General features: G+C 40.4%; 20 protein-coding genes. 11 read left to right on the top strand and 9 right to left on the bottom strand.

Features of this window, described 5'->3' with window-relative positions:
- The first annotated feature begins 105 nt into the window (after positions 1-105).
- Positions 106-555 (top strand): nucleoside-diphosphate kinase, encoded by a 450-nt coding sequence (ndk, locus tag AC559H_RS12820; RefSeq protein ID WP_026785835.1) that lies wholly within the window; start codon positions 106-108, stop codon positions 553-555.
- 46 nt (positions 556-601) lie between these two features.
- On the opposite strand, the gene AC559H_RS12815 is transcribed toward ndk, so the two are convergent.
- From AC559H_RS12815 to AC559H_RS12805, 3 genes are all read right to left on the bottom strand, one after another.
- A complete protein-coding gene (locus AC559H_RS12815; protein ID WP_036832006.1) occupies positions 602-1,309 on the bottom strand; it encodes a TerC family protein in 708 nt (235 codons plus the stop codon).
- Positions 1,310-1,621: 312 nt separating this feature from the next.
- Positions 1,622-2,809: a TRC40/GET3/ArsA family transport-energizing ATPase gene (locus AC559H_RS12810; protein ID WP_026785837.1), complete on the bottom strand. Its 1,188-nt coding sequence runs from the start codon at positions 2,807-2,809 to the stop codon at positions 1,622-1,624.
- Between the two features lie 52 nt (positions 2,810-2,861).
- A complete protein-coding gene (locus tag AC559H_RS12805; RefSeq protein WP_026785838.1) occupies positions 2,862-3,233 on the bottom strand; it encodes a C6orf136 family protein in 372 nt (123 codons plus the stop codon).
- 87 nt (positions 3,234-3,320) lie between these two features.
- Between AC559H_RS12805 and AC559H_RS12800 the strand changes: the two genes are divergently transcribed.
- The gene (locus AC559H_RS12800; protein WP_081693639.1) at positions 3,321-5,864 is read left to right on the top strand and encodes a BsuBI/PstI family type II restriction endonuclease; all 2,544 of its coding nucleotides are present in this window, start codon (positions 3,321-3,323) and stop codon (positions 5,862-5,864) included.
- Positions 5,865-6,140: 276 nt separating this feature from the next.
- Here AC559H_RS12800 and purD read toward each other — a convergent pair whose 3' ends face one another.
- Entirely contained in the window at positions 6,141-7,412 is a 1,272-nt protein-coding gene (gene purD / locus AC559H_RS12795; protein ID WP_026795624.1) for a phosphoribosylamine--glycine ligase, read from the bottom strand.
- A gap of 318 nt (positions 7,413-7,730) precedes the next feature.
- Between purD and AC559H_RS12790 the strand changes: the two genes are divergently transcribed.
- The 3 genes from AC559H_RS12790 (at position 7,731) to ilvA (ending at position 11,356) form a co-directional block, all read left to right on the top strand.
- The gene (locus AC559H_RS12790) at positions 7,731-8,921 is read left to right on the top strand and encodes an AAA family ATPase (protein ID WP_026785840.1); all 1,191 of its coding nucleotides are present in this window, start codon (positions 7,731-7,733) and stop codon (positions 8,919-8,921) included.
- 4 nt (positions 8,922-8,925) lie between these two features.
- Positions 8,926-9,690 carry a DUF4276 family protein gene (locus AC559H_RS12785; RefSeq protein ID WP_330943347.1) on the top strand — a complete coding sequence of 255 codons (765 nt, stop codon included), beginning with the start codon at positions 8,926-8,928 and terminating at the stop codon, positions 9,688-9,690.
- 154 nt (positions 9,691-9,844) lie between these two features.
- Positions 9,845-11,356 (top strand): threonine ammonia-lyase, biosynthetic, encoded by a 1,512-nt coding sequence (gene ilvA, locus AC559H_RS12780; RefSeq protein WP_026795625.1) that lies wholly within the window; start codon positions 9,845-9,847, stop codon positions 11,354-11,356.
- A 127-nt stretch (positions 11,357-11,483) separates the two neighbouring features.
- Here ilvA and AC559H_RS12775 read toward each other — a convergent pair whose 3' ends face one another.
- The 5 genes from AC559H_RS12775 to btpA all read right to left on the bottom strand — a co-directional run bounded on the left by AC559H_RS12775 (position 11,484) and on the right by btpA (position 18,926).
- Positions 11,484-14,123: a C39 family peptidase gene (locus tag AC559H_RS12775; RefSeq protein WP_026798520.1), complete on the bottom strand. Its 2,640-nt coding sequence runs from the start codon at positions 14,121-14,123 to the stop codon at positions 11,484-11,486.
- Between the two features lie 110 nt (positions 14,124-14,233).
- Positions 14,234-14,671, bottom strand: coding sequence for a peroxiredoxin (locus AC559H_RS12770; RefSeq protein WP_026798222.1), 438 nt, complete (start codon positions 14,669-14,671; stop codon positions 14,234-14,236).
- A 115-nt stretch (positions 14,672-14,786) separates the two neighbouring features.
- Positions 14,787-16,976, bottom strand: a complete 2,190-nt coding sequence (locus tag AC559H_RS12765; RefSeq protein WP_237746361.1) for a CHASE2 domain-containing protein — start codon at positions 16,974-16,976, stop codon at positions 14,787-14,789.
- 99 nt (positions 16,977-17,075) lie between these two features.
- Complete coding sequence (locus AC559H_RS12760; protein ID WP_026785846.1) at positions 17,076-17,993, bottom strand: vitamin K epoxide reductase family protein; 918 nt, start codon at positions 17,991-17,993, stop codon at positions 17,076-17,078.
- A gap of 81 nt (positions 17,994-18,074) precedes the next feature.
- Entirely contained in the window at positions 18,075-18,926 is an 852-nt protein-coding gene (btpA, locus tag AC559H_RS12755) for a photosystem I biogenesis protein BtpA (protein ID WP_036832010.1), read from the bottom strand.
- Positions 18,927-19,109: 183 nt separating this feature from the next.
- On the opposite strand from btpA, the gene AC559H_RS12750 reads away from it, so the two are divergent.
- From AC559H_RS12750 to AC559H_RS12725, 6 genes are all read left to right on the top strand, one after another.
- Positions 19,110-20,051: an SGNH/GDSL hydrolase family protein gene (locus AC559H_RS12750; RefSeq protein WP_026795629.1), complete on the top strand. Its 942-nt coding sequence runs from the start codon at positions 19,110-19,112 to the stop codon at positions 20,049-20,051.
- 34 nt (positions 20,052-20,085) lie between these two features.
- Complete coding sequence (locus tag AC559H_RS12745) at positions 20,086-20,625, top strand: thioredoxin family protein (RefSeq protein WP_026795630.1); 540 nt, start codon at positions 20,086-20,088, stop codon at positions 20,623-20,625.
- Positions 20,626-20,852: 227 nt separating this feature from the next.
- Positions 20,853-21,581 (top strand): UMP kinase, encoded by a 729-nt coding sequence (pyrH, locus tag AC559H_RS12740; RefSeq protein WP_026785849.1) that lies wholly within the window; start codon positions 20,853-20,855, stop codon positions 21,579-21,581.
- A complete protein-coding gene (frr, locus tag AC559H_RS12735; RefSeq protein WP_026795631.1) occupies positions 21,568-22,116 on the top strand; it encodes a ribosome recycling factor in 549 nt (182 codons plus the stop codon). Before pyrH ends, frr begins: the two co-directional genes overlap by 14 nt.
- A 151-nt stretch (positions 22,117-22,267) precedes the next feature.
- On the top strand, positions 22,268-23,356 hold the full coding sequence (locus AC559H_RS12730) for a geranylgeranyl reductase family protein (protein WP_026785851.1): 1,089 nt from the start codon (positions 22,268-22,270) through the stop codon (positions 23,354-23,356).
- 42 nt (positions 23,357-23,398) lie between these two features.
- Positions 23,399-24,781: a flavin monoamine oxidase family protein gene (locus tag AC559H_RS12725; RefSeq protein WP_026795632.1), complete on the top strand. Its 1,383-nt coding sequence runs from the start codon at positions 23,399-23,401 to the stop codon at positions 24,779-24,781.
- Positions 24,782-24,822 lie beyond the last annotated feature (41 nt).

Raw genomic sequence — 24,822 nt, 5'->3', positions numbered from 1 at the left:
AACCATCAGACAGTTTAACGGGTTAAGTAAATATTGACCAGCCATCTGTCACCAAGGATACGATAATCTAAATTGTGAACTTGAATGACAGTTAAGGAGATTTCCTTGGAACGGACATTTATTGCAATTAAACCCGATGGCGTACAGCGCGGACTCGTAGGGGAAATTATTGGGCGCTTTGAAGCCAAAGGTTTTACCCTCGTTGGCTTGAAGTTAATCATTGCCAGTCAGGAGTTAGCCGAACGCCACTATGATATCCACAAAGAAAGACCCTTTTTCAAGGATTTAGTGTCTTTTATTACCTCTGGCCCCTTAGTGGCTATGGTCTGGGAAGGAGATGGCGTTGTGGCTTCTGCTCGTAGAATTATTGGAGCAACCAACCCCTTAACCGCCGAACCGGGTACAATTCGGGGTGATTTTGCGGTCAGTATTGGCCGTAATATTATCCATGGTTCCGATGCCATTGAAACCGCACAACGGGAAATTAGCCTTTGGTTTACCGATGCTGAATTAGCCAATTGGGAATCAACTATGAAACCCTGGTTGGTCGAGTAGCTTTCATCAAGTTAGCGGTTAACAATTATGGGTTAACCGTTAACGATTAACTATTATTAGGATTATTAGGGGCATCCGCAACCCTTTGGGAAAATCCCCAAGCAAATAAACCGAGGGTGAGAACAACCATTAACCATTCCGGCGGGACTAAAGCCGAATCAATCACCCGAATTAATAATCGTAACCCCACTAAACCAACGGTTAAATATCCAGCAGTTTCTAAATAGACATATTCCTTTAACCACTTAATAAATAAACTCGCCATAAATCGCAAAATAATAATTCCGATAGTAGCTCCCGTAATCACCAACCAAGCTCTATCAGAAATTGCGATCGCGGCAGTAACACTATCAAGAGAAAAAGCAAGATCCGTTACAGCAATCAGGGGGAGAACTTGCCAGAAAGACTTATAACGCACAACTTTTTCTGAGTCATCTTCCTGACTTTTATTGAAAAAATATCGAAATACTAACCAAAGTAAATATAAAGCCCCTAATAATTCAAACTGCCAATACTTAATTACCCAAGTCGCAGTAATAATTAAGATAATCCGTAAAATAAAAGCTAAAAATAAACCAATATTTAAGGCTTTATTTTGAAGTTTTGGATCTTCCAATCCACAGGAAATAGAAGCGAGAGCAATAGCATTATCAGCCGATAATACTGCTTCTAGGGCAATTAAAATCGGTAGTAATACGAGAAGATTTAACTCTATATTTCGAGAAGATTCAAGAACATTATCAAGATCTAACATTAATGATTGATGATTCCTATAGTGTCATAATCTGAAATTATATTAGAGTTTGCCATATTTGTCGCCGATTGCTCAGGATAGGGGTTAGGGTAGCAGAGGAAGTAGGTAAGTACCTGAACAAAATTAATTACACATCCTCTACCCTGTTCCCTCCCCCCCTAGCCCCCCGTGCACGGGGGGTTTGGGGGGGCTGTTCCGGTGTTCCCTCTCTCAACTAGGTAATTTATTTTGTGTAACTACTTAGTGTGTCCTCGCTTCTGATGCTTAATTACGCCCACCTACTTATTGTCTAAGAAACCAGATTTCTAAACTTTACACTTTCACCCCATTGGCAAACTTGATTTTCAAATAATCATCTTCCATTTTTGCCCCAGAAGGTTGCAACATAGCTAAAGCTTGGGGTAAAACTAAATTCCGGCGATGATTACCAATTCTAATATTGAGTTCGTCTCCGGTTTTATTTAATTGAACCTGCTCTTTAGGAATCCCAGGTAAATACAATTCTAGCGTATATTCATTATTGTCTACCACCACGCGAAGTGTATTTTCCTTATAGTAAACCTGACTAGGATCTTCATCTTTATATAGCACTTCTTTTAATCTTTCTAAGGCTTTAAACCCACATAACTCCTCAGAAAATAATGGCACTTCCTTAACAGGTAAAGGTCTAAAGTTATCATGAATTTCTTGACGATATTGTTTTTGATTTTCTTTCCATTTTTGGAAAAATGGATCAGTCACTTCTTCAGGAATAATCCGATTTGCGATCACTAAATCCGTAGAAACATTATACAAACTTAAATAGGCATGGGCGCGTAAAGATTCTTTAATTACCATTTTTTCCGGGTTGGTAACTAAACGTACCGAGGTTTGCATATTATCGGTTAAAACCTTTTCTAAAGCTTCAATTTTTTCATAAAATTCATAAGGTGCATCCATAACTTCTTTATCAGGTAAAGAAAACCCGGTCAAAGGTCTAAAAATCGGTTCAAATAGAGGACGCAACGCCACCGACATCCCTTGTAACGGTTTATAAAATTTTCTCATATACCAACCCCCCACTTCAGGTAAACTTAACAGTCTTAACGCTGTTCCCGTTGGGGCTGAATCAATAATTAAAACTTCAAAATCTTTTTCATCATAATGGCGTTTCATCCGCACCAGACCGAAAATTTCGTCCATGCCGGGTAAGATGGCCAGTTCTTCCGCTTGAACTCCATCAAGTCCTTGCGCCTGTAATACCTGACTAATATAGCGTTTCACCGCCCCCCAGTTGCCTTCAAGTTCCATCAGGGCGTCTAATTCTGCCCCCCACAGGTTAGGTCGGACGAGACGGGGTTCGTGTCCCAAAGGCATATCAAAGCTATCAGCGAGGGAGTGGGCGGGGTCGGTACTCAATACCAGGGTTTTATGCCCCAACTCCGCACAGCGTAAGCCTGTTGCCGCCGCAACGGAGGTTTTACCCACGCCACCTTTACCCGTCATTAGAATTACGCGCATACCGTTTAAACTTAAAATTTGTTTACATTATTTAATGTTAGCGGGTTTTTAGTCAGAATAACTGTTTCACCACATCCCAGCGCGAACAGTCCCAATAGTCGATATGGCTTTCAATTAGGTTATGGGCGTTGAGCTTGAGTTCACTCCGTCCTGGGATAGAAATTCTGGGTTTCCAGGGTAGGGGAGTTGTCCAACTGAGTGTCCACCGGGTTTCAATTAAATTATCAGTTTGAGTAATATTGTGTAAATCCAGTTGAATGTCTAAAAACCAGGTTTTCATAAACCCAATCATTTGTTGATAACGTTGTAACCCGTTAAATTTGTTCATTGGGTCTGCAAAATAAACATTATCGGCATAAATATGATAGCTTTGGTTATTAGGAAATTGTTGATAATCTTGTTTAATAATCTCGATAATATCCATAATCTTATTATATAAGTAATAATTTTAGTATAACATGATTGTTCAATCCCTTTATTCTAGGTTCTAACCATTCCCTAACAGTTAACTGTGATTCAACTCCAAGTTCCTAGTCTAAGTTCACCCTCTGATTTTGATCATCAGTTTCTCGCTGAAGTAGATTTACTGCGCTTGTTAGCAAGTCAGAAATTAGACAGTTCACAAAAACAGAACAGGGGGCAATTTTTAACACCGTCTGCTGTAGCAGAATTAATGGCAGGAATGTTTGAAAATTGGCAGAAACCAGAAATTTGTCTTCTGGATGCCGGGGCAGGGATAGGTTCATTATCGGCTGCATTTGTTGATACTATTTGTCAACTCCAAAAACGTCCTTTAAAGTTAAGAATTATTGCCTATGAAATTGAAACATTTTTCTTAAACTATCTGCAACAAACTTTAAATCGATGTGCGAAAGAATGTGAAAAAGCCAATATTTCCTTGAATTATGAAATTCGCCCGACTGATTTTATTGAGGCAGCAGTCAATCAACTTCAGCCTAACTTATTTGATCAGAGTGAAAATATTGCCTTTACTCACGCCATTTTAAATCCACCTTATTTTAAAATTAATGCTAACTCAAAAAATCGGATGTTATTACGTTCTATCGGATTAGAAACCAGTAATATTTATCCGGGGTTTATTGCCTCAGCAATGCAATTATTAGTTCCCGATGGAGAACTTGTTGCCATTATACCTAGAAGTTTTTGTAATGGGTTATATTTTCGAGATTTTCGTAGAATGTTCTTAGAGCAAATGGCATTATCTCAAGTGCATCTTTTTGAATCTCGACAGGAAGCATTCCGGGATGATGAAGTCCTACAAGAAACAATAATTATCCACGCGATTAAACAAACTGAAAAAAAATCTACTGTTGTTATTAATAGTAGTGATAGTGCAGAGGATGACTTAATTTTGTCCCATAGCTTGCCTTATCAGGAAATTGTAAATCCCCGGGATACAGAACAATTTATTAGAATTTTACCTGATATATTGAGTCAACAAATTGTACAACAGATGGACTGTTTTCCATGTACTTTGAAAGATTTGGGAATAAGTGTTTCAACGGGACGAGTTGTAGATTTTCGAGCCAAGGAACATTTAAGACCTTTACTAAAAGAGGGGAATATACCCCTAATTTATCCAGTGCATTTTTCATGGGGATATATTAAATATCCAACGGTAACAAAGAAGCCTCAATCTTTAGTTAAAACCGAAGAAACAGCTAATTTATTAGTTCCTAATGAACATTATGTTTTGATAAAGCGGTTTTCTTCAAAAGAGGAAAAAAAGCGAGTGGTTGCTGCGGTTTATGATGCCAATACTATTAATAGTAAGTGGGTAGGTTTTGAAAATCACCTTAACTATTTTCATCAAAACGGACAAGGATTATCCTTGACCCTAGCACGGGGACTAGCAATTTACTTAAATTCAAGTCTTGTCGATTCATTTTTCCGGCTGTTTAATGGAAATACTCAAGTGAATGCAACTGACTTCAGAAATTTGAATTATCCTACATTAGAACAGTTATTATGGTTAGGGGAACAGATTAATAATTTGTTTCCTTCTCAAGAAAATATTGATACACTAATTCAGAAAGAATTATTGAATATGGCAGATTTTACAGAAAATAATCCGATTTTAATCAAATCCAGAATTGATCAAGCTTTAAATATCCTTGAACAACTGGAATTTCCCAAAGCACAACGGAATGAACGGTCAGCATTAACATTACTGGCTTTACTAAATCTTAAACCTAATGATAAATGGGAGTCTGCTGCATCTCCCTTAATGGGAATTACACCCATGATGGAATTTATGGCACAATATTATGGTAAAAATTATAAACCAAATACGAGAGAAACTGTCCGTCGCCAAACCATTCACCAATTTTTAGATGCTGCTTTAATTGTTGCCAACCCTGATGAATCTAATCGTCCAATTAATAGTCCTAAAACCGTTTATCAAATTGAAGAAAGTGCTTTAGAATTATTACGAAGTTATGGAAATCCAGAATGGAAAAAAATGATTAAAACTTACCTTGCTTCTATTCAATCTTTGAAAGATCGTTATGCCACAGAACGAGAAATGTCTCGAATTCCTATTATTATTGAAGGAGAAATAAAAACACTTTCACCAGGTGGTCAAAATGTTTTAATTGAAAAAATTATTACTGAATTTGCACCTCGATTTACACCAGGAGGAAGGTTGATTTATGTAGGAGATACCGATGAAAAATTCGCTCACTTTGATAAATCTATATTCGCCAATTTAGGGATTACTATTGATTATCATGGTAAAATGCCAGATGTGATCATTCATTTTACAGCCAATAATTGGTTGATTTTAATTGAAGCTGTTACTTCTCATGGCCCTATTAATCCCAAACGAAAGAAAGAGCTTGAAACGTTGTTTAAAAGTTCAAAAATTCCTTTAGTGATGGTGACAGCATTTCCGAGTCGGAAAGCAATGGTCGGATATTTGACAGAAATTGCTTGGGAGACTGATGTTTGGGTGGCCGAAGATGTTACCCATTTAATTCATTTTAATGGTCAACATCTTTTACAATTATATCAATCTCAGCTTCCTCTAATTTAAAGTAATAATTAGAACTCTTGCAAAATAATTTTATGGTATTATAATAAATTTTGCTCAATTTGATAAAATCAAAGAGATTAACCATTCTTCACAAACTTTTACTAAAAACTGCATTTTTCATATTGTGACAAATTGGGGAGTATCAGCCTCAAAATTCTCCGATTTAATAATCTCGATAATATTCATAATTGCTATATTATTATTTATAGCGAGCGAAGACGCCCGCACTGCAAGAATTGTATGATTTCGGGATAGAGAATTTAACTCCTGAACAGCTTAACCATCAACCGTCACCCGACAACCAATATCTCGACGATAGTAAAGTCCTTCAAAATTGATATAGTTAACCGCTTTATAGGTTTGGGTGATAGCTTCTTGGAAGGTAGACCCAACGGCCGTAACCCCTAAAACTCGTCCGCCATCGGTAAGAATTTGGCCGTCTTGTAGTTGAGTTCCCGCATGGAATATTATAGCCCCCGATGCTTCTGCATCTTCTATTCCAGTGATAACTTTGCCTTTTTGATATGAACCGGGATAACCCCCAGAAGCTAATACCACACACACAGAAACCCCCGATTTCCACATTAAAGAAACCTGTTCTAAGCGCTGTTCACAACAGGCGAGTAAGACTTCTTCCAAGGGAGTTTCTAACAGGGCGAGAACCGTTTGGGTTTCGGGGTCGCCAAACCGACAGTTAAATTCTAATACCTGAATTTCACCTTCCGGGGAAATCATTAACCCAGCATAAACCACCCCCCGATAGTCAATACCCCGTTGACGCAGGGTGGCTAATGTGGGTTCTAAGACCGACTGTTGCACGCGAGACAGCAGTTCCGGGGGGAGGATGGGAGTCGGAGCATAGGCCCCCATCCCCCCCGTGTTCGGGCCAGTATCCCCCTCTCCGACCTGTTTATGGTCTTGGGCTGGAACTAATGGCCGAATAGTTAACCCGTCAGTTAGGGCGAGTACGGATACTTCCTGTCCGGTTAAGAAGTCCTCCACCACCACCCGCAAATTATCCTGGCCAAATTCCCCGGCGAAAATAGTATCAATGGCTTCATGGGCCATTTCCACGGTAGTCGCAACGGTGACACCCTTTCCGGCGGCTAACCCATCGGCTTTGACTACAATAGGGGCGGTTTGAATATAGGCTTTAGCGCTGGCTGCATCGGTAAAAACGGCCGCCTTAGCCGTGGGAATTCCAGCGTCTTCCATGAAGGCTTTAGACCAGGCTTTACTGGCTTCGAGTTGCGCCCCGGCTTGGTTGGGGCCGAATACCTTAATATTGTGTTGTTGTAAATAGTCGGTAATTCCCAAAGCAAGGGGTAATTCTGGCCCGACTACAACCAGGGAAATATCCTGATTTTGAACTAAGTTTTTTATCCCTTCAAAATCTTCTACGGAAATCGGATAATTTTCACAGCCTTTGAGGGTAGCCGTCCCGCCATTTCCCGGGGTACAAAACACTTTTTCAACCTGGGGCGACTGGAGTAATGTCCAGGCGATGGCGTGTTCCCGTCCCCCATTTCCAACTACTAGAATTTTCACGGTTTTTTGTTCTCGAATTGATTAGCAGTTTTTGATTGTACAATTGTGGCGGTTGTTTTTACATCGGTTGAGGATTGCTATATTTTAACCTAAAAAGATAACCTTAAAAATATTTACATGACTGTGTAGGGAGGAAGCACGCATCGCCTCTACGATGATTGAATTTACCAAAATTTAAAATTAAGCGACCGCCCAAACTCCAAATTAGGATAACATTCGGCCCTAAGATTATATAAAAAAAGATATAAATTCTCAAAAACATGATATAATAGAAGTGGTTCGGTTAATCGTCAAAACAACAATAATAACAATGATAGTATGCGTGATAAACTAACTCGCTTGACAATTAAAAACTTTCGTTCCCTAGCCAATATAACAATCGACCTTAATGACATCAACGTTCTTTTTGGTTCTAATGGATCTGGTAAATCAACATTTTTAGATACAATATGGTTTATTAGGGATTGTGCTATTAATGGAGTCGAATCAGCTTCTAGTAGCCGAAGTCATGGAATTGGTGCTTGTTGGGATGGTGCTGATGAAGGTGCAAATATCTCAATTACCGTAGAAACTCAACAAGTTCAATATGAAGTTTTATTTGGGTATTCTGGGGGAAGAATAGAACCTTATGTTGGGGAAAAGCTGATTCTCAAAACTCATGATAATCTTTGTCTAATAGATCGTAAAATGGGCAGTGAACAAGCAAAGTTTTATTTATCTGCGTCTAATTCCCCAGAATTTTTACCGGTTACACTCAAAGAACCTGAAAAACTTGCTTTCAGTCGATACATTGATTTTAAAGATTCGATGGAACAAGCCAATGATTTAGACCGATTACTCCACTTTGTCCATTCTTATCATGCGAGATCAACAAATCTGTATCGCTTGAAAACGCGAGGTTCTGATTCAAGTCATCAAACTGTGCTGTGGGATAGAGGTGAAAATTTATGGTCTGTTTTAAATAATTTAAACCATAAAATAAAAGTTGATGCTGATCAAAGATATGATAAAATTATTGAATTTATGAGAGAAAGTTTTCCCGGTTTTAATGATATTATCCTTGAGCAAACTGGCCCAACAACAATATATGGAAGTTTTTTGGACAAAAGACTACGCCAGCCCATTTTTGCGTCAGGTGTTTCTGATGGACATCTACAAATGTTACTGAATCTAACCGCGTTGTTTTCCGAAGGGAAAAATCGAGATTCACTTATTTTGTTTGATGAACCTGAAACTTCCCTTCATCCTTGGGCAATTGCGGTTTTTGCTAAAGCTGTTAAATTAGCGGCTGAAACCTGGAATAAACAAATTTTTATTGCAACTCATTCTCCAGTATTAATGAGCCAATTTGATCCAGAACATATATTAGAAACAAGTGTTGACGAAACGGGTCAAACTGTTATTCGTAGACTCAATGAAATTCCTGAAATTCAAGATTTACTAAAGGATTATGCTGTGGGTTCTCTCTATATGGCTGAGTTAATCGCACCTCAAAGTAAACCTTATTGATTAAATGATGAGTAATAATAGGATGAATAATACCTCACAATGCTGCTATTTTAAATTTGGGATTCTCGTTACTGGACACACTGAAAAACAGCACCTTCCAAAACTATTTAGAACACTGATGGCAACAGGAATATGCACGTTTGAGGTGATTGGTAAAATTGATCAACTTTCCCCTATTACTTCAACAAGAAGAAGGGACAATATCGTGGGAACTACACAACCGATACCACATAAAGATCAACAGCAGATTGGTTCGCCTAGTCGAAGATATTTACAAAATAATCCTTGTGCTTACATTTTGTTGATTGATGATTTAGAGCATGATCGCAGAGATCGGGCAAAACAAACTTTTCAACGGTACCGTCAAATATTAGATAGTATCCTTTCAGATGAACAACAACAACGAGCTTCAGTCCATTTTTTAGTAAATATGATAGAATCTTACTATTTTGCTGATGCTCAAGCAATTAATCAAGTTTTGGGTACTAATTTATCTGACCACTTAAAAGATGTTGAAACAATACGGCATCCCAAAGGAGAATTAAAGCAGATTTTTCCTGGGTTTGATGAAGTTCTGCATGGAGGAGATATTCTAAAATGTCTTAATGTCAATCATGTCTTATCTCGTCCCGAAACCTGTGCATCATTAAGAACTCTATTCAGTTGGTGCGTAAAGATATTACAACAATATCCCCATGAAAAACTATTTGTAGATGATGAATATTGCCTTATTACCGGAAATCGCTATTCAATTACTGATGGTCAATAAATAGATTCATTTTTAAATTTGTATAATCTGAGAATCCTGATTAATGGATTAACAGTTGAAATTAAGCGATCGCCCATTTTTATTAAAATAAAAAATAGGGTTCCCAATCCTGTACAATGATTATGTCTCACTTCTTGACTTCAGTTTCAACCCCATGCTTTGCGATTACCTAGTACAAATTCTCACCGCCCGTGTTTATGATGTTGCCCAAGAAACACCCCTAGAATCCGCTCCTAACCTCTCAGCCCGTCTGGATAATAAACTACTCTTGAAACGAGAAGATATGCAGTCTGTCTTCTCCTTCAAATTGCGGGGAGCTTATAATAAAATGGCTCATCTTTCTCCCGATTTATTAAAGAAAGGAGTGATAGCAGCATCGGCGGGAAATCATGCCCAAGGTGTGGCTTTAGGGGCATCTAAATTAGGCACAAAAGCCATTATTGTTATGCCCGTAACTACGCCTCAAGTTAAAGTTAATGCCGTCAAAGCAAGAGGCGGTGAAGTAATATTATATGGAGATACTTTTGATGAAGCTTGTGCCTATGCTCGTCAACTAGAAACCGAAAAAGGATTAACCTTTATTCACCCCTTTGATGACCCTTATGTAATTGCTGGACAGGGTACAATTGGGATGGAAATTTTACGCCAATATCAACAACCAATTCATGCTATTTTTGTTGCTATTGGTGGCGGGGGATTAATCTCAGGAATTGCCGCTTATATTAAAAGATTACGCCCAGAAATTAAAATTATTGGAGTTGAACCCGTGGATGCGGATGCGATGTCACAATCTTTAAAAGCCGGACATCGAGTTAAATTATCACAGGTCGGATTATTTGCTGATGGGGTAGCGGTGCGAGAAGTGGGAGAAGAAACCTTCCGTTTATGTCAAGAATATGTGGATGAAATTATATTAGTTGATACGGATGATACTTGTGCAGCAATTAAGGATGTTTTTGAAGATACCCGTTCAATTTTAGAGCCTGCGGGAGCCTTAGCAATAGCAGGAGCTAAAGCTTATGTTGAAAGAGAAAAAATTCAAGGAGAAACACTAATTGCTATTGCTTGTGGGGCAAATATGAATTTTGACCGCCTGCGATTTGTAGCAGAAAGAGCCGAATTTGGAGAACGCCGAGAGGCAATTTTTGCGGTTACTATTCCCGAAGAACCTGGTAGTTTGCGGAAGTTTTGTGAATGTATTGGTAAACGCAATTTAACGGAATTTAACTATCGCATTGCTGATGAAAAAGAAGCCCATATTTTTGTCGGAATGCAGATTAAAAATCGGGCGGATGCGGCACAAATAATCGAATATTTTCAGGAAAATGGATTTAAAACTATTGATTTAACCGATGATGAACTAACTAAATTACATCTGCGCCACATGGTCGGGGGACGGTCTACTTTAGCCCATCATGAATTACTCTATCGCTTTGAATTTCCCGAACGTCCGGGGGCGTTAATGAAGTTTGTTTGTTCCATGAGTCCTAACTGGAATATTAGTTTATTTCACTATCGGAATAATGGCTCAGATTATGGCAGAATTGTGGCAGGAATACAGGTTCCTCCCGAAGAAATGGGAGAATGGCAAGCCTTTTTAGATACTTTAGGTTATCGCTATTGGGATGAGAATAAAAACCCAGCCTATAAACTATTTTTATCCTAAAAATTAACATCGTAGGGGCGGGTTCCGAATTAATCTTTGATACCCTCAAAAAATCTACCAAAACCCGCCCTATCTATTCCCCCCTGTTCCCTGTTCCCTGTTCCCTGTTCCCTGTTCCCTAAACTAATTAAGGTTCAATAAAATGTGCCCAAACTGAACCATCTGGCCCAGCAACTTGATTCATATAACCGGAGGAATAAATAATCCGCCGACCCTCAGTATTAGAATATCCAGTATAGGCATCTCCCCAAGGATCATTAACAATATATCCCTGACTATTATAGCCAATAACTGTTATAATATGACCCGATGGAGTCGTATCCACACCAATTACAACCGGACGACGATTAATCAATTCATTTTTCAAATCTGACCAATATCGAGTGGTGCTAAAACTGGTTTTAAATCCATAGGCCCGAATTAAAGCCGACAAAACATTATGATCAGTTTGAGACCCGGTTCCGGCATAATTAAAACACCATTGTAATAATTCATCTTCCAATTGTCCGCCCCATTTCGAGCGCACACCATGATAATACATCACCATGGCAATAGATGTAACATTACAAGTAGACCAATAAAAACGGGGATTATCTCGTTGAGAAAAGTAGGGGACATTTAATTCAACTTGAGGCGGTAGGGGGTTAAAAACTCGTCCTCCCCGCTTGAATTGAACATACTGAGGGAAGATATAACCTGTATTGCCAAAATTAGGCAATTCTTCCAACAAAGAAACCTTAATATGGTTATTTTCTAAACCATAACTTTTTACACCATAAACCCGTCCCAAAGGTAAACTTGTGCGGTCAAATTCTTTTAATTGACTAGAATCAATTGGCTGTTTTTTCAAGACGGTTTTTTCCAAAACAGTTAAAGTAATAGCATCAGGATCATAAGCAATTTGTTGACCCTCTCGAATTAATTTAACGTGCTGCCAATAGACATAACCCACTGTCCCAAAATTAGGAATTGATTGGGCTAAAGTGACTCGAAAATGTCCCTTAATTGAAGCATAACCCTTAATAGCAAGGGTTTGTCCTAATAACAATTGTTCAAATTGTCGAGGTTCTAAATCAGAAGAATCAACAGGTTGAGCTTTGATTTTTGTGGTTTCTACAACTAACATTTGAGCATTAATATTGGTATCGGGAACTTCCTCAATATCAAACCGAAACACTTCCGATCCTTTTTTCAATCTCAAATGATTGGTATAAATATAACCAAAATTTCCCACCGGAGGAATCGCATTATCTAAGACGATTTTTAGATGACCGTCAACCAAACCATATTTTAAGACTTTGAAGGTTTGACCTGCCTTAATTGCTACTTTTTGCTGTTGATTTAAAGACGCTGAATCAAAGGGAACAATTTTAAATAAGGTATCTTCAAGTATGTCTAAAGTTAAGGATTCTCCGACGGTCATGGCATTTTCACTGACCGTAATATTAATCACTTGACTGGCGGTAACATTCCCCTGTGAGTCAATGGCTTTTAACCGTAACCACCGATATCCCGCATCACTAAATCCTTGATTAACTTGAGTTTCCCATGTGCTTTTTTGCCAATCTAAATCAATATTAAAAGCATATCGATCTTCTGCAAATAAAGTAATTTCTGCGGTGGTTTTAGGATCAAAAGTTCCCCTCAAAACAATAGGTGCATTCACTAAAAATTCCGTTGACCCTTGATAGGTTAAAGTCTTATTAGGAGTTAAGGGAATATTTCCCTGACTCAAGGTAATAAAATCAGGATATAAATATCCAGTATTGCCAAAATTGGGAAAGTTTTCGGTTAAAGTTACTTTAATATGACCGGATTCGGACGTATAACTTTGGATACCATAAATCATTCCAGCCTTCAGGGTGATTTTTTCGGAGGAGTCTAAATAAGCTGAATCAATCGGACGTTTTTTTAAAGGTGTGGTATTAATAATCATGCAGGTAATTGCATTATTATTAAAGGCAATTTCTTGAGTATTTTCTAGGATTTTAACGTGATGGCGATAGAGATATCCTGATTGACCAAAGCCGGGAAATTGTTGATTAAGGGTGACGCGAAAATGATCGGCAACACAGGCATATCCAATAATAGTATAAGCACTGCCTTGAGGCATTTCAATAAATTGATCCGATGCTAACTGAGATAAATCATCGGGTTTCATTTTTAAAGGAGTGATTTGTGTCACCCATAATAATTGATTCCCCGGACTATGTTCGGGTAGTTGATTTTGATTAAACCATAATAGTTTTGACCCTTTTGTAACTAAAATATGGGGTTGATAGACATAGACAAATTTTCCTAAATTGGGTAAGGGTTTATTTAGTTCGAGTTTAAGATGATCATTAACTAATTCTATGGTATCTACAACTAAACTTTCCCCTAATTTTAGGAATTGTTTTTGTTGATCATTTAATTGAGATGAATCAATGGGTTGAATTTTTAATAACGTATCTTGTTGGGGAATAAGAGTATAGGCAGATCGGGTATTAATTCCTTCTTGATTGACCATTAAATCAATCACTAAGTCAGCAATTACATTATTATTATCATCTCTGCCCTGGAGTCTTAACCATCGTTTTCCGGCGGTATTAAATCCATTTTCCAGACTCACAGACCAAATTCCAGCTTTGGCATTAAAATCAACGGTCAAAACATATTTATCTTCTGCAATAACCGCAACAGTTTCATGTTTTTGCGGGTCATAAGTTCCGACTAAAACAACAGGTTGATCAATCAGAATATCTTTTGAGCCGAGATAAGTCACCATGTTTACAACTCCCTGATCTAATTGAATAAATAGGTTAAACTTAGTAAGAAAACCGCCCCAGAACATTCTATGGGCGGCAGATTCAGAAATACGGATAATTTTGACTACAATTAACCACCCACAAGCGCTAAAATATCTTGGGCGTGGGTTGCAGTATTAACTGCTGCATCAACGTGAATAATTTTACCTTCGCCATCAATAACGTAAGTAACCCGTTTAGCATAGCCACCGCCATCTACATCATAAGCTTTTGTAATGGCTCCGTCAGTATCAGCTAATAAAGGGAAGGGTAAACTATATTTTTCTGTGAATTGTTGGTGGGAAGATTCATCATCTATACTCACCCCTAAAACCACAATATCTTTGCCTTGATATTCTGTATAGTTATCGCGGAAACTACAGGCTTCTTTGGTGCAACCGGGGGTATCATCTTTAGGATAGAAATACAGGACAACGGTTTTACCTGCAAAGTCAGATAGAGAAACGGTATTCCCATTGGTATCCTTGACGGTAAAGCTAGGGGCATCTGTCCCAACTATTAAAGCCATTGTTATTTTGTCCTTCTTAATTAGAGTGAATTTGATATTAACTGTTTTTAGTTATAGCAGGGAACACCGGAACAGGGAACACCGGAATACCGAAGGAAAAGATTTTGCCTATATCCTAATCCTCCCTGTAAAACTCATACAAATTTTTTCCCGTGCCCTTAGCCCGATACATAGCCGTATCTGCTAATTTAATTAAGGTTTTCATATCTTGAGCATCCGTTGGATACAAACTAATTCCGATGCTAGTGGTAATCAAAACTTTCTGTCCTTCTAAAACCATATCTTGAATAATAGTATCGAGGATTTTTTGGGATACCCTGGCGACATCCGACTTACTGGGAATACCTGGAAGAATCACGGTAAACTCATCCCCACCCAACCGAGAAACCGTATCACTCCCCATCAAACACCCCTTGAGTCTATCCCCAATGGTTTTCAGGAGTAAATCTCCAATATGATGACCGAGGGTATCGTTGACGTGCTTAAAGTCATTCAGGTCTAAAAATAACAGCGCCACCATCCGATTTTGACGATTAGCCCATTCTAGCGATTGAGTTAAACGTTCTTGGAATAAAATTCGGTTAGGAAGTCCGGTCAGGGGGTCATGTTCGGCGGAAACCCGCAATTCTGCATTAGACCGCTTCAATCCAGCCGCAATTTGTTTTAAATTGTCTTCTAACAGTTTACGTTCTGTAATATCTCGAATCACCCCTACTAAATAGAGATTTCCCGCCGCATCTCGGTGGAGCGATCGCTTCGTGGCAATATAATGGGTAATCCCATTAATATCGGTTAACTGTTCTTCATTTTCCTGTTCCCAACTTGTATTAAATGCCATTTCATCTTGTTGACGAAACAGTTCGGCTTCATGTTTAGGAAAAAGTTGGTCATCACTCTTTTCCATCAACACATCCAACGGATAACCCACAAACTTACAATAGGCTTGATTTAACACAATTTTCTGATGATCTTTATTTTTCACAAAAATCGGGTCGGGAATCGTATTAATAATACTTTGTAAAAATTCGGTAGACCGTTTTAACTGTCCTTGTAAATGGGCTAAATGGGCAATAATTACCCCCGCAGACCCGATTAAAGCCAAGTTAGCCGGAACCACAGGAATCCACCACCCTCGCAGAAAAGCCAGGTAAGTAACCCCGGTAATCCCAATACTAATTAAAATGATTAAAGATACCGAACGACGGAGGGATTGAAGTTTCCAACTCAAAGCAGCCCCCACCCAAGAGCATCCGAAAATCCACAGCCATTCTAAGGGTTCTGGCCAGACTTTAATTAAGGTTCGACCATCTAAAACCGAACTAATAATTTGACTGGTTAATTGGGCTTCTAGTTCAACACCATACATCGGTTCAGAAGACTTAAATATCCCATCATTATAGGAGGTAAATTCTGAATCTTTAATGCTCCGAGCCGTAGAACCAATAATCACAATTCGATTTTTAATTAAATCAGGAGAAACTCGATTTTCTAAAATATCTCGCATCGGAATCGAAGGAAATGTTCCCGCCGGCCCCCGCAAATTAATCAAGAATTGATAACCGCCATCATCGGCCCTGATATAAGAGCCATCATTGGGTTGAAATCGACGAAATACTGTATTTTTAAATTGTAATTCATTAGACTTTTCGACAGAAGGTTTAGACTCAATTCCTTGACTTTTCAAATAAATTGAAGCCAGTTGTAAAGTAAAACTTTTGTGAAACTTTTGCTTATTTTTCGTGTCGGTAAGATATAGTAATCCCCGGCGAACCTTGCTGTCAGCATCTCGAGGTACATTGTGAAAACCAATTTTATTTTTATTTTCTAAAATCTCAGGAGGACGCACCCCAGATTTCCCACTACTTTCTACTAATTCAGTGCCAATTAAATTGGGAATAGTTTTGAAAGCCTTGGCTAATTCTGCTTGTCCGGGTTCAATGGGTAAATCTCGATAAATATCTAAACCAATAGCTTGCGGTTTACCCTGATTCACCTTTTCTAATAGTTTAGCCAAAGTTCGATCAGATGTCGGAAACCCATACTGTTGTAAATCCTGTTCATCAATCCCAATAATTAAAATCCGATCATCTACAGATTCTAAGGGACGTACTCGAAAATATTGATCATAAAGTGCCCATTCCGACGGTTGCAAAATCCCTAAAAATCTAATAAAAATCACCACCACCGTTACACCGGAAGCCGTAACTAATACTCGACCTTCTTGAGATAACCAGCGTTTGAAAACGGGGACAATTTGACCACGATAACCTTTAAATCTCTTGAACATCGGTTGCAACGATCCCATTTATTTATCTGTTTAAAGTCACTGTCTTATGAATTACGAATTACGAATTACAAATAGGTAATAGGTAATAGGTTGCTCCCCCTACCTCCCCTGCTCTCTTTACTTCCCCTGCTCCCGTTGCCCCTGATAGTCCGATAATTCAGCTAATTTTTCTAATGGTTGAATTCCAGGGTATAATTTCCCCCCAATTTCCCAAGTCGGGAAACCCTGAATACCAGCTTTTTCGCAAAGTTGGGTTTGAGAATTTTTGCCGTCAGTAGTGCACTCAATATAATTAATTATAGCAAACGCCTCTTTGCCAAAGAGTTGTTTTTGATCATAACAGTGAGAACACCAATAGGCCCCATATTCCTTGACCCCACTTTGAGTCAAGTGACGGGCTAAAGCGATTTCTGCTGGCCCGGATGTGGTGGTAATTGCTAACCCCGTATTACCACCACTATCACTAAAAGCGTTAGCAGTATTGATGTCGCCAACACTATTGTATAAACCCAGAGCTACAATTGCGGTAATCATTGCTACCCCAAGACCCGATAACCCAAGTTGACCCAGATCTTCCCAATTTTGCCCGATTAAAGTTAAAACAAATAGACTCACACAGAAAAGAGCCGAGGCAATACAGTAGGGGCAGATTGCCTGAATTCTGAAAAATAACACAAACATTAAGTAACTACTGAAACAGACCATAGTAGTAGTTACAAGAAATAGAAGAAACCCCGTTTGAGTTTCCACAACTTGGCGACGGGCTTTTTGGGTCGTAGGATTAAAAACTAAAGGCGCAACGGCCAACAGCAAAACCGTCGTATAGGCAAACAATCCAAATAGAGTCAAGGGTAAACCCAAGACCATCGCATAAGGACTATTGAGAACTTCTTCACAGCCAGAAGTGGGACAAACCGCCGTCCCACCCAAGAGTTTAATACTGGTTAAATAGATATTTTCAATCACACCGATTAAAGCAATCGTCGCAATAATCAGCCGTGACCAGCGATGAATCCAAGGGGTAGAACGTCCCATAAATCAGTGATCAATAAACAGTTATCAGTTATCAGTGTAAGAGCGAACAGTTAGGAGTCAAGAGTTGAACTAACTATTTCACTAATTATTTTTTGTTTTGACTGATAACTGATGACTGATCACTGATAACTGATTCACGCTCCGGCGGGTTGTTTCGACAAACTGACTGACTCGACTGGGATCAATCGGTTGATGAATCTGTCCATGGCGTTTTAGGGAACTGGACACAATCACCCCATCAGCAGCTTGAATTAGGGTTCCCACATTTTCCCAACTAGCACCACTACCAATAAATACAGGAGTTCCTCTGGCTGCCGCCCGGGCTAGTTCTAAATCTTCTAAACTGGGGGGATTTCCCGTAGACCAACCGGACAGAATTACCCCATCGGCCAAGGCCCGCTCAATGGTTTCTTGGACGGCCGTTGTCAGGTTAGGAGATCCCAAGGGACGACCATGTTTGACCAAAACATCGGCTAAAATTTTGACATCACTACCTAATTCCCGTCGATAACGCAGGATCTCATGGGCGTGACCTTCGATAATCCCTTGGTCTGTAGCCATAACGCCATTCAAGACATTAACGCGGATAAATTGAGCCCCCGTACAGGCTGCAATGGCTAAGGCACTATGGGCATCATTCCGCAGTACATTAATCCCAATGGGCAGTGTCACTAAGTTCATAATCCTTTGCACAATCAGGGTCATGGCGCTGACAACGGCCGGATCAACTTGATCCTTAGCAAAGGGAGCATCAAAAAAATTCTCGACGATGATGCCGTTGACCCCGCCCGAAGCCAGGGCCGTTGCCTCTTGTTCGGCGCGGTCAATAACCGTTTTCAGATTTCCTCCCCAACGGGGAGATGTCGGTAGGGGCAACAGATGTACAACACCGATAATAGGATTTGGAGTTTTAAAGATTTGATCTAAGTCCACAGATTTACATATTTCCACCAAAGTTTTACTGCTTCACCTCTATGCCCAAGGCTAAGGCAGAGCATGGGTAGTCTGAAAATGAATAAATACATCACATTTTATAATTTTATCATCTGTCAACTCTTAACTCGTACAGACGCGCTAAGACAAATTTTTACACCGATTACTGATCACTGATTACTAATGAAAATTGTTCTAGTCCTGTTGGGAATATTGCTTGTTGTTTTGATGGCGGTGGAGATTGGGTTACGCCTTCGTTTTGGATTGGGTTCTCCCGTCTTGTATTTGGGGGACTCGGACATTGGTTATTTATTGGCCCCAAACCAGAAAACCCGTCGTTATGGCAACCAGATTGAAATTAATCAATATTCAATGCGAAGTGCCTCTATTACTTCCCTGCCCATTTCTGGGACGCGGCGGGTGATGTTATTGGGGGATTCTTTGGTGAATGGGGGATGGTGGACAGACCAATCTCAAACTCTGTCGGCTTTGATTGGCCAACAGCTAGGTCGTCAGGGGCAGGGGGAAGTCCTGAATGTGGCTGCTAATTCCTGGGGGCCACCGAATCAACTGGCCTATTTACAACGGTTCGGGATGTTTGGATCGGAGGTGATTGTGTTATTGCTCAATACCGATGATTTATTCACTGAACCCCCGAATCCCGGCGTTGTAGGGCGCGATCGCAACTACCCTAATAAGCCACCTCGTTTAGCCTTAGTGGAGGTGTTTAATCGCCGTTTAAAACCCTCTGAACCGATTCCAGCCGCCAAACAACCCCAACCTTCTGACCCGGTGGGATACAATTTGGATAAGATCCAAGGGATTGAGGCGATCGCTCGTCAAAATAATGCTAACTTTATATTAGCCATGACCCCCTTATTGCGAGAAGTCGGTGAACCGGGATCACGGGATTATGAAATTAAAGCCCGTCAACGATTAACGGAATTCACCCAAGCTCAAAATTGGGTTTATATTGATTTTTTGCCGATCTTTAAAGCAACTTCTCAACCCGAAACTCTGTATCGAGATCATATTCATTTGAGCCCCTCTGGGAATCAATTAGTCAGTGAAAAGATCAGTCAAAAGTTAGAAGAAGAATTGAGGATTAGAAATAAAAATAAATGAAATATACAGATTTAATCAGGTGAAAACATTAACTATGCAGGATACTTTAATTAACCGCTATGCTCCAGATTTTGAATTACCAGGAATTGATGATGAAGTTCATCATTTAGCTCGTTATTTAAAAGAATATAGAGCCGTTGTTGTAATTTTTATGTGTAACCATTGTCCCTATGTTCATTCCTACTTAAATCGCCTGAAACAGTTGCAACAAGACTATCAAGAATGGGGTGTAATTTTAGTCGGAATTAATGCCAATGATGCTACCCAATATCCCGATGATAGTTTTGAAAATATGAAAAGTTTTGCTACAGAACAGCGATTAAATTTTCCCTATATTCGAGATATTACCCAAGAGGTAGCCCATTGTTTTGGAGCAAGTAATACCCCGGAAACGTTTTTATTGGATCGGGAAGGAATTGTGCGCTATCAGGGCTTAATTGATGATAATTCCCAATTCGCTGAAAATGTCACTGTCCCCTATTTAAAAAATGCGATCGCCCAACTTCTCAACAACGAACCAATTACGACTGAACGCACCGATGCGATCGGTTGCTCAATTAAATGGAGACATTGATAGCTCGGAAAACCATAGACAAATATCTCAGGTCTTAACAATTGGATCTAAATCCAAAAAACTGAAACAATAGAGGTAAATTTATAACTGATAACTGATAACTGATGACTGATGACTGAATATATCCTGATATGATAACCCCAATGTCTAAGCGACGGGTAACGATAAACCCAATCCGTTCACGAAAATTGGCGATGTTGATCAACACAAAGGCTATGGGGGTACAAATGGGAACAGCGTACAAACGCATTTTACTAAAATTAAGTGGCGAAGCCCTCATGGGAGATTTGGGCTATGGCATTGATCCATCGGTGGTTCAAGACATAGCTCAGGAAGTCGCCGAAGTGGTTAATCAAGGAGTACAAGTCGCCATTGTGGTCGGGGGTGGTAACATTTTTAGAGGAGTGAAAGCCGCCGCCGGGGGCATGGATCGAGCCACGGCTGATTATGTCGGTATGATTGCTACGGTGATGAATTCGATTACCTTACAAGATGCTTTAGAACAAATTGGGGTTCCGACCCGGGTGCAAACGGCGATCGCCATGCAGGAAATCGCTGAACCCTATATTAGACGCAAAGCCATTCGCCACCTAGAACTCAATCGGGTGGTTATTTTTGGTGCAGGTTCTGGGAATCCTTTTTTTACCACGGACACCACCGCAGCGTTGAGGGCGGCCGAAATTGATGCGGAAGTGATTTTTAAAGCCACTAAGGTAGACGGCATCTATGATAGCGATCCGAAACATAACCCGGACGCTAAACGTTACCAAACATTGACATACAGCTACGTCCTCACCCATGATTTACGAGTGATGGATAGTACAGCGATCGCGTTGTGCAAAGAAAATAATATCCCTATTGTTGTATTTGATCTCACTGTGCGGGGCAATATCAGCCGGGCGGTGAGTGGTGAACCTGTTGGAACCTTAGTTGGAGGTTTGTGTGAAGTTAGCTGAAGTTGAAGATCACATGGTTAAAGCATTGGAGGCGGCTCAACGCTCCTTCAATACTATCCGAACTGGACGAGCCAATACCAGTTTATTAGATCGAATCATCGTGGAATATTACGGGACTCAAACCCACTTAAAAGCGTTGGCGAATATTAGTACCCCTGACTCCACCACCATTGCAATTCAGCCGTTTGATCGCAATACCCTCAATATTATTGAGAAAGCGATTTTGATGTCGGATATTGGGTTAACACCAAATAACGACGGTTCCGTGATCCGTCTGAATATCCCCGCTTTAACCAGCGATCGCCGGAAGGAATTGGTCAAACAAGTGGCTAAATTGGCCGAAGATGGAAAAGTCGCGGTCAGAAATATTCGTCGGGATGCAATTGATTCGATTCGGAAACAGGAAAAAAGTAGTGAACTCTCCAAAGACGAAGCTGCTGATTTACAAGATTCCGTTCAGAAACTAACAGACAAGTACATCGTTAAAATCGATGAAGCCTTGGCTTTGAAAGAAAAAGACATTACCACGGTTTAACACTGATGTTGAGGGTTGTGATTAACAGTTAACACCCAACCCTCAACAAAAAAACATCAAAAATAGGCAATATTCAACAATTATCAGTCAAGATTTAATTGATTAACTGATAACTGGTAACTGATAACTGATTAGTAGTTCTATGGCAACAATATTTGACTGTATTATTGTTGGTGCTGGCCCAGCCGGAGGAGCAGCAGCCTATCATTTAGCCAAACGCGGACGTTCGGTTTTAATTTTGGAAAGAGAAACTTTTCCCCGATTAAAACCCTGTGGAGGAGGTGTTTCTCCGGCGATCGCCCAATGGTTTGATTTTGATTTTAGCCCAGCAATTTCGACAACGGTGGAGCGAATTCGCTATACCTGGCAATTAAATGATCCGGTGGAATCTGATATTCCGGTTGCGATGTGGATGGTGCGACGGGATGTATTTGATCAATTTCTGATCCAACAAGCTAAGGGTCAAGGGGCGCAACTACAGGACAATACAGAAGTTACCGGGATTGAATTTAAAAGTGATCATTGGCAAGTAAATACTACCACTGAACCCCTAACGGCTAAATATTTAATTGGGGCAGATGGGGCTAAGGGTTCAATGGCAAAATGGTTAGGCTTGAAACAGTCTAAACTGCGCCAAAGTCAATTTATGGAAGTGGTGACGGATCAACCGTTGTTACCCAGTTTTGAATTTGGCATGGTCAAAAATGGTAGTATTTGGGGATTCCCCAAGGCTGATGGTTATTCCCTGAGTGTTGCGACTTTTATCGGGGGAGAACCTAAAAATCTGAAGCAGGACTTACTGGATTATGCCAGTAAAGCAGGTTTAGGAAGTTCGACAATTTATGACCATCCTCTATGTCTATGGGATGGAGATAAAAATTTACATACCCAAAATGCTGTGATTGCTGGAGAATCCGCCAGTTTAGTTGATCCTTTATCCGCCGAGGGAATTCGTCCTTCAATTCTGAGTGGGGTTAAAGCAGCAGAGGCGATTGATCAGGCTTTAGGCGGTGTTAGTAATGCCTTAGAAGGCTATACCCAAATCATGAAGGAAGAATGGGGTACAGATATGGTCTGGGCTGGCCGTTTAGGGGGTGCATTCTATCGTTTTCCCAAAGTTGCTTATAAGGCTGGGGTAAAAATGCCCGCCGCTACGAAAATCATGAGTAAAATTTTCTGTGGTCAACTGCGCTACGGAGATGTGGCGAGTAAGGCAATTAAACAATTAATGCCCTTTTAGTCAGTTATCAGTCATCTCAATTTTATTTTTAAAGTATTAACGATGTTAGAAACAGAAATTACCAACTATGACTGCATCATAGTAGGATCTGGATTGTCTGGACTGATTGCCGCACGAAACCTTCAAAGGGCAGGTCATCAGATTTTAGTTTTGGAGGCACAGGATCGGATTGGTGGACGGATGTATGGTCAACAGATTGCACCGAATCAATATATTGATTTTGGAGGTCAATGGGTTGGGCCGACCCAAGATCGGTTTCTGGCTCTGTTGGATGAGTATAAAATCTCACGCTTTCCTTCACCATTAGAAGGAAAAACGGTCTTTTTATATAATGGGAATCGGTCAGAATTTAAGGGCTTCTTTCAAGGATTTCCCGAAGGAGAACGTCCTGAGATTAGTCAGGAAGAATGGGACGATGCAATGCAGGCTTGGCATCGTTTTGAGGAACTTTCCCAGTCCCTACCCTCGGGATACCCCGGTCGAAATCCTGAGCATAAACGGCTTGATGCTCAAACCTTTGCCCAGTGGATCGGTGAAAATACCAAAACCGATTTTGGTCATTGGTACTTTTCCTACATGGTTCGTGCCGTTGGGTTCCTAGGGCCGGCGGAACCGGGTGAAGTCTCCCTGCTGCACATCCTTTGGGGGCATCGTTGTGCCTCACAATCGGAGCATCCAGAAGCGGAATTGATCCATGGTGGGGCGGGACAGATTCCTGGGATAATAGCGACGGAATTGGGGAATAAAATTCAGATCAATGAACCCGTGGTCAAGATTAGCCAGGATCAAGCAGGTGTGGAAGTTACAACCGGGCAAAACAGCTATAAAGCCAAGTTTGTGATTGTGGCCATGCCCCCCCATCTCAGTGGTCGGATTAGCTATGATCCGCCTTTACCAGCAACCCGTCAACAGCTTACCCAAAGGTTTCCCATGGGAACCCTGGCTAAAATTTTGATTTCCTACGAGTCTCCGTTTTGGCGGGAAAAAGGACTCGCGGGTGTGGGGATGGGTAACAGCGAGTGGATTGAACTATTTGCCGATAGCTCCGATCCGCGCAGTGGTAAAGGAGTTATTGCTACTTTTGTGATGGGTGATCGCTATCATCGTTGGCAGGTTTTAAATGAGTCTGAACGTCGTTCGGCAATTTTATCCGATCTGGCGGCTTATTTGGGGGATCAGGCCCTATCCCCTAGCACCTTTGATATTGTGGATTGGCCAGCCAATCCCTGGGTCGGGGGAGGATATGCAGCCTTTATGCCGCCGGGGGTCTGGACAAAATTCGGGGATGCCATTGCCACCCCGGTCGGACGGATTCATTGGGCTGGAACAGAGATCGCCGAGCGTTGGCCTGGTTTTTTTGATGGGGCGGTGCGGACGGGTGAAGCGGCGGCGGCGGCGGTTATCGGTCGTCTTCAGGGGGAGTAACCAGCACCAATCAATAACAAAAAAGAGGGTGCTGTTTTTTG

The organism is Planktothrix prolifica NIVA-CYA 540, assembly GCF_963864145.1.
GTDB classification, from domain to species: domain Bacteria; phylum Cyanobacteriota; class Cyanobacteriia; order Cyanobacteriales; family Microcoleaceae; genus Planktothrix; species Planktothrix agardhii.
Note: the sequence above shows the minus strand (reverse complement) of the source record. Positions and strands in the feature narration are given on the sequence as shown.

What these genes read in the sequence shown, in the direction of transcription:
- AC559H_RS12770 (WP_026798222.1), bottom strand. Translation starts at nt 14,671, where the DNA reads ATGGCTTTAATAGTTGGGACAGATGCCCCTAGCTTTACCGTCAAGGAT.
- AC559H_RS12810 (WP_026785837.1), bottom strand. Translation starts at nt 2,809, where the DNA reads ATGCGCGTAATTCTAATGACGGGTAAAGGTGGCGTGGGTAAAACCTCC.
- AC559H_RS12815 (WP_036832006.1), bottom strand. Translation starts at nt 1,309, where the DNA reads ATGTTAGATCTTGATAATGTTCTTGAATCTTCTCGAAATATAGAGTTA.
- AC559H_RS12785 (WP_330943347.1), top strand. Translation starts at nt 8,926, where the DNA reads ATGATGAGTAATAATAGGATGAATAATACCTCACAATGCTGCTATTTT.
- pyrH (WP_026785849.1), top strand. Translation starts at nt 20,853, where the DNA reads ATGGGAACAGCGTACAAACGCATTTTACTAAAATTAAGTGGCGAAGCC.
- AC559H_RS12775 (WP_026798520.1), bottom strand. Translation starts at nt 14,123, where the DNA reads ATGGTGACTTATCTCGGCTCAAAAGATATTCTGATTGATCAACCTGTT.
- AC559H_RS12750 (WP_026795629.1), top strand. Translation starts at nt 19,110, where the DNA reads ATGAAAATTGTTCTAGTCCTGTTGGGAATATTGCTTGTTGTTTTGATG.
- AC559H_RS12805 (WP_026785838.1), bottom strand. Translation starts at nt 3,233, where the DNA reads ATGGATATTATCGAGATTATTAAACAAGATTATCAACAATTTCCTAAT.
- AC559H_RS12760 (WP_026785846.1), bottom strand. Translation starts at nt 17,993, where the DNA reads ATGGGACGTTCTACCCCTTGGATTCATCGCTGGTCACGGCTGATTATT.
- AC559H_RS12765 (WP_237746361.1), bottom strand. Translation starts at nt 16,976, where the DNA reads ATGGGATCGTTGCAACCGATGTTCAAGAGATTTAAAGGTTATCGTGGT.
- ilvA (WP_026795625.1), top strand. Translation starts at nt 9,845, where the DNA reads ATGCTTTGCGATTACCTAGTACAAATTCTCACCGCCCGTGTTTATGAT.
- AC559H_RS12790 (WP_026785840.1), top strand. Translation starts at nt 7,731, where the DNA reads ATGCGTGATAAACTAACTCGCTTGACAATTAAAAACTTTCGTTCCCTA.
- AC559H_RS12725 (WP_026795632.1), top strand. Translation starts at nt 23,399, where the DNA reads ATGTTAGAAACAGAAATTACCAACTATGACTGCATCATAGTAGGATCT.
- AC559H_RS12745 (WP_026795630.1), top strand. Translation starts at nt 20,086, where the DNA reads ATGCAGGATACTTTAATTAACCGCTATGCTCCAGATTTTGAATTACCA.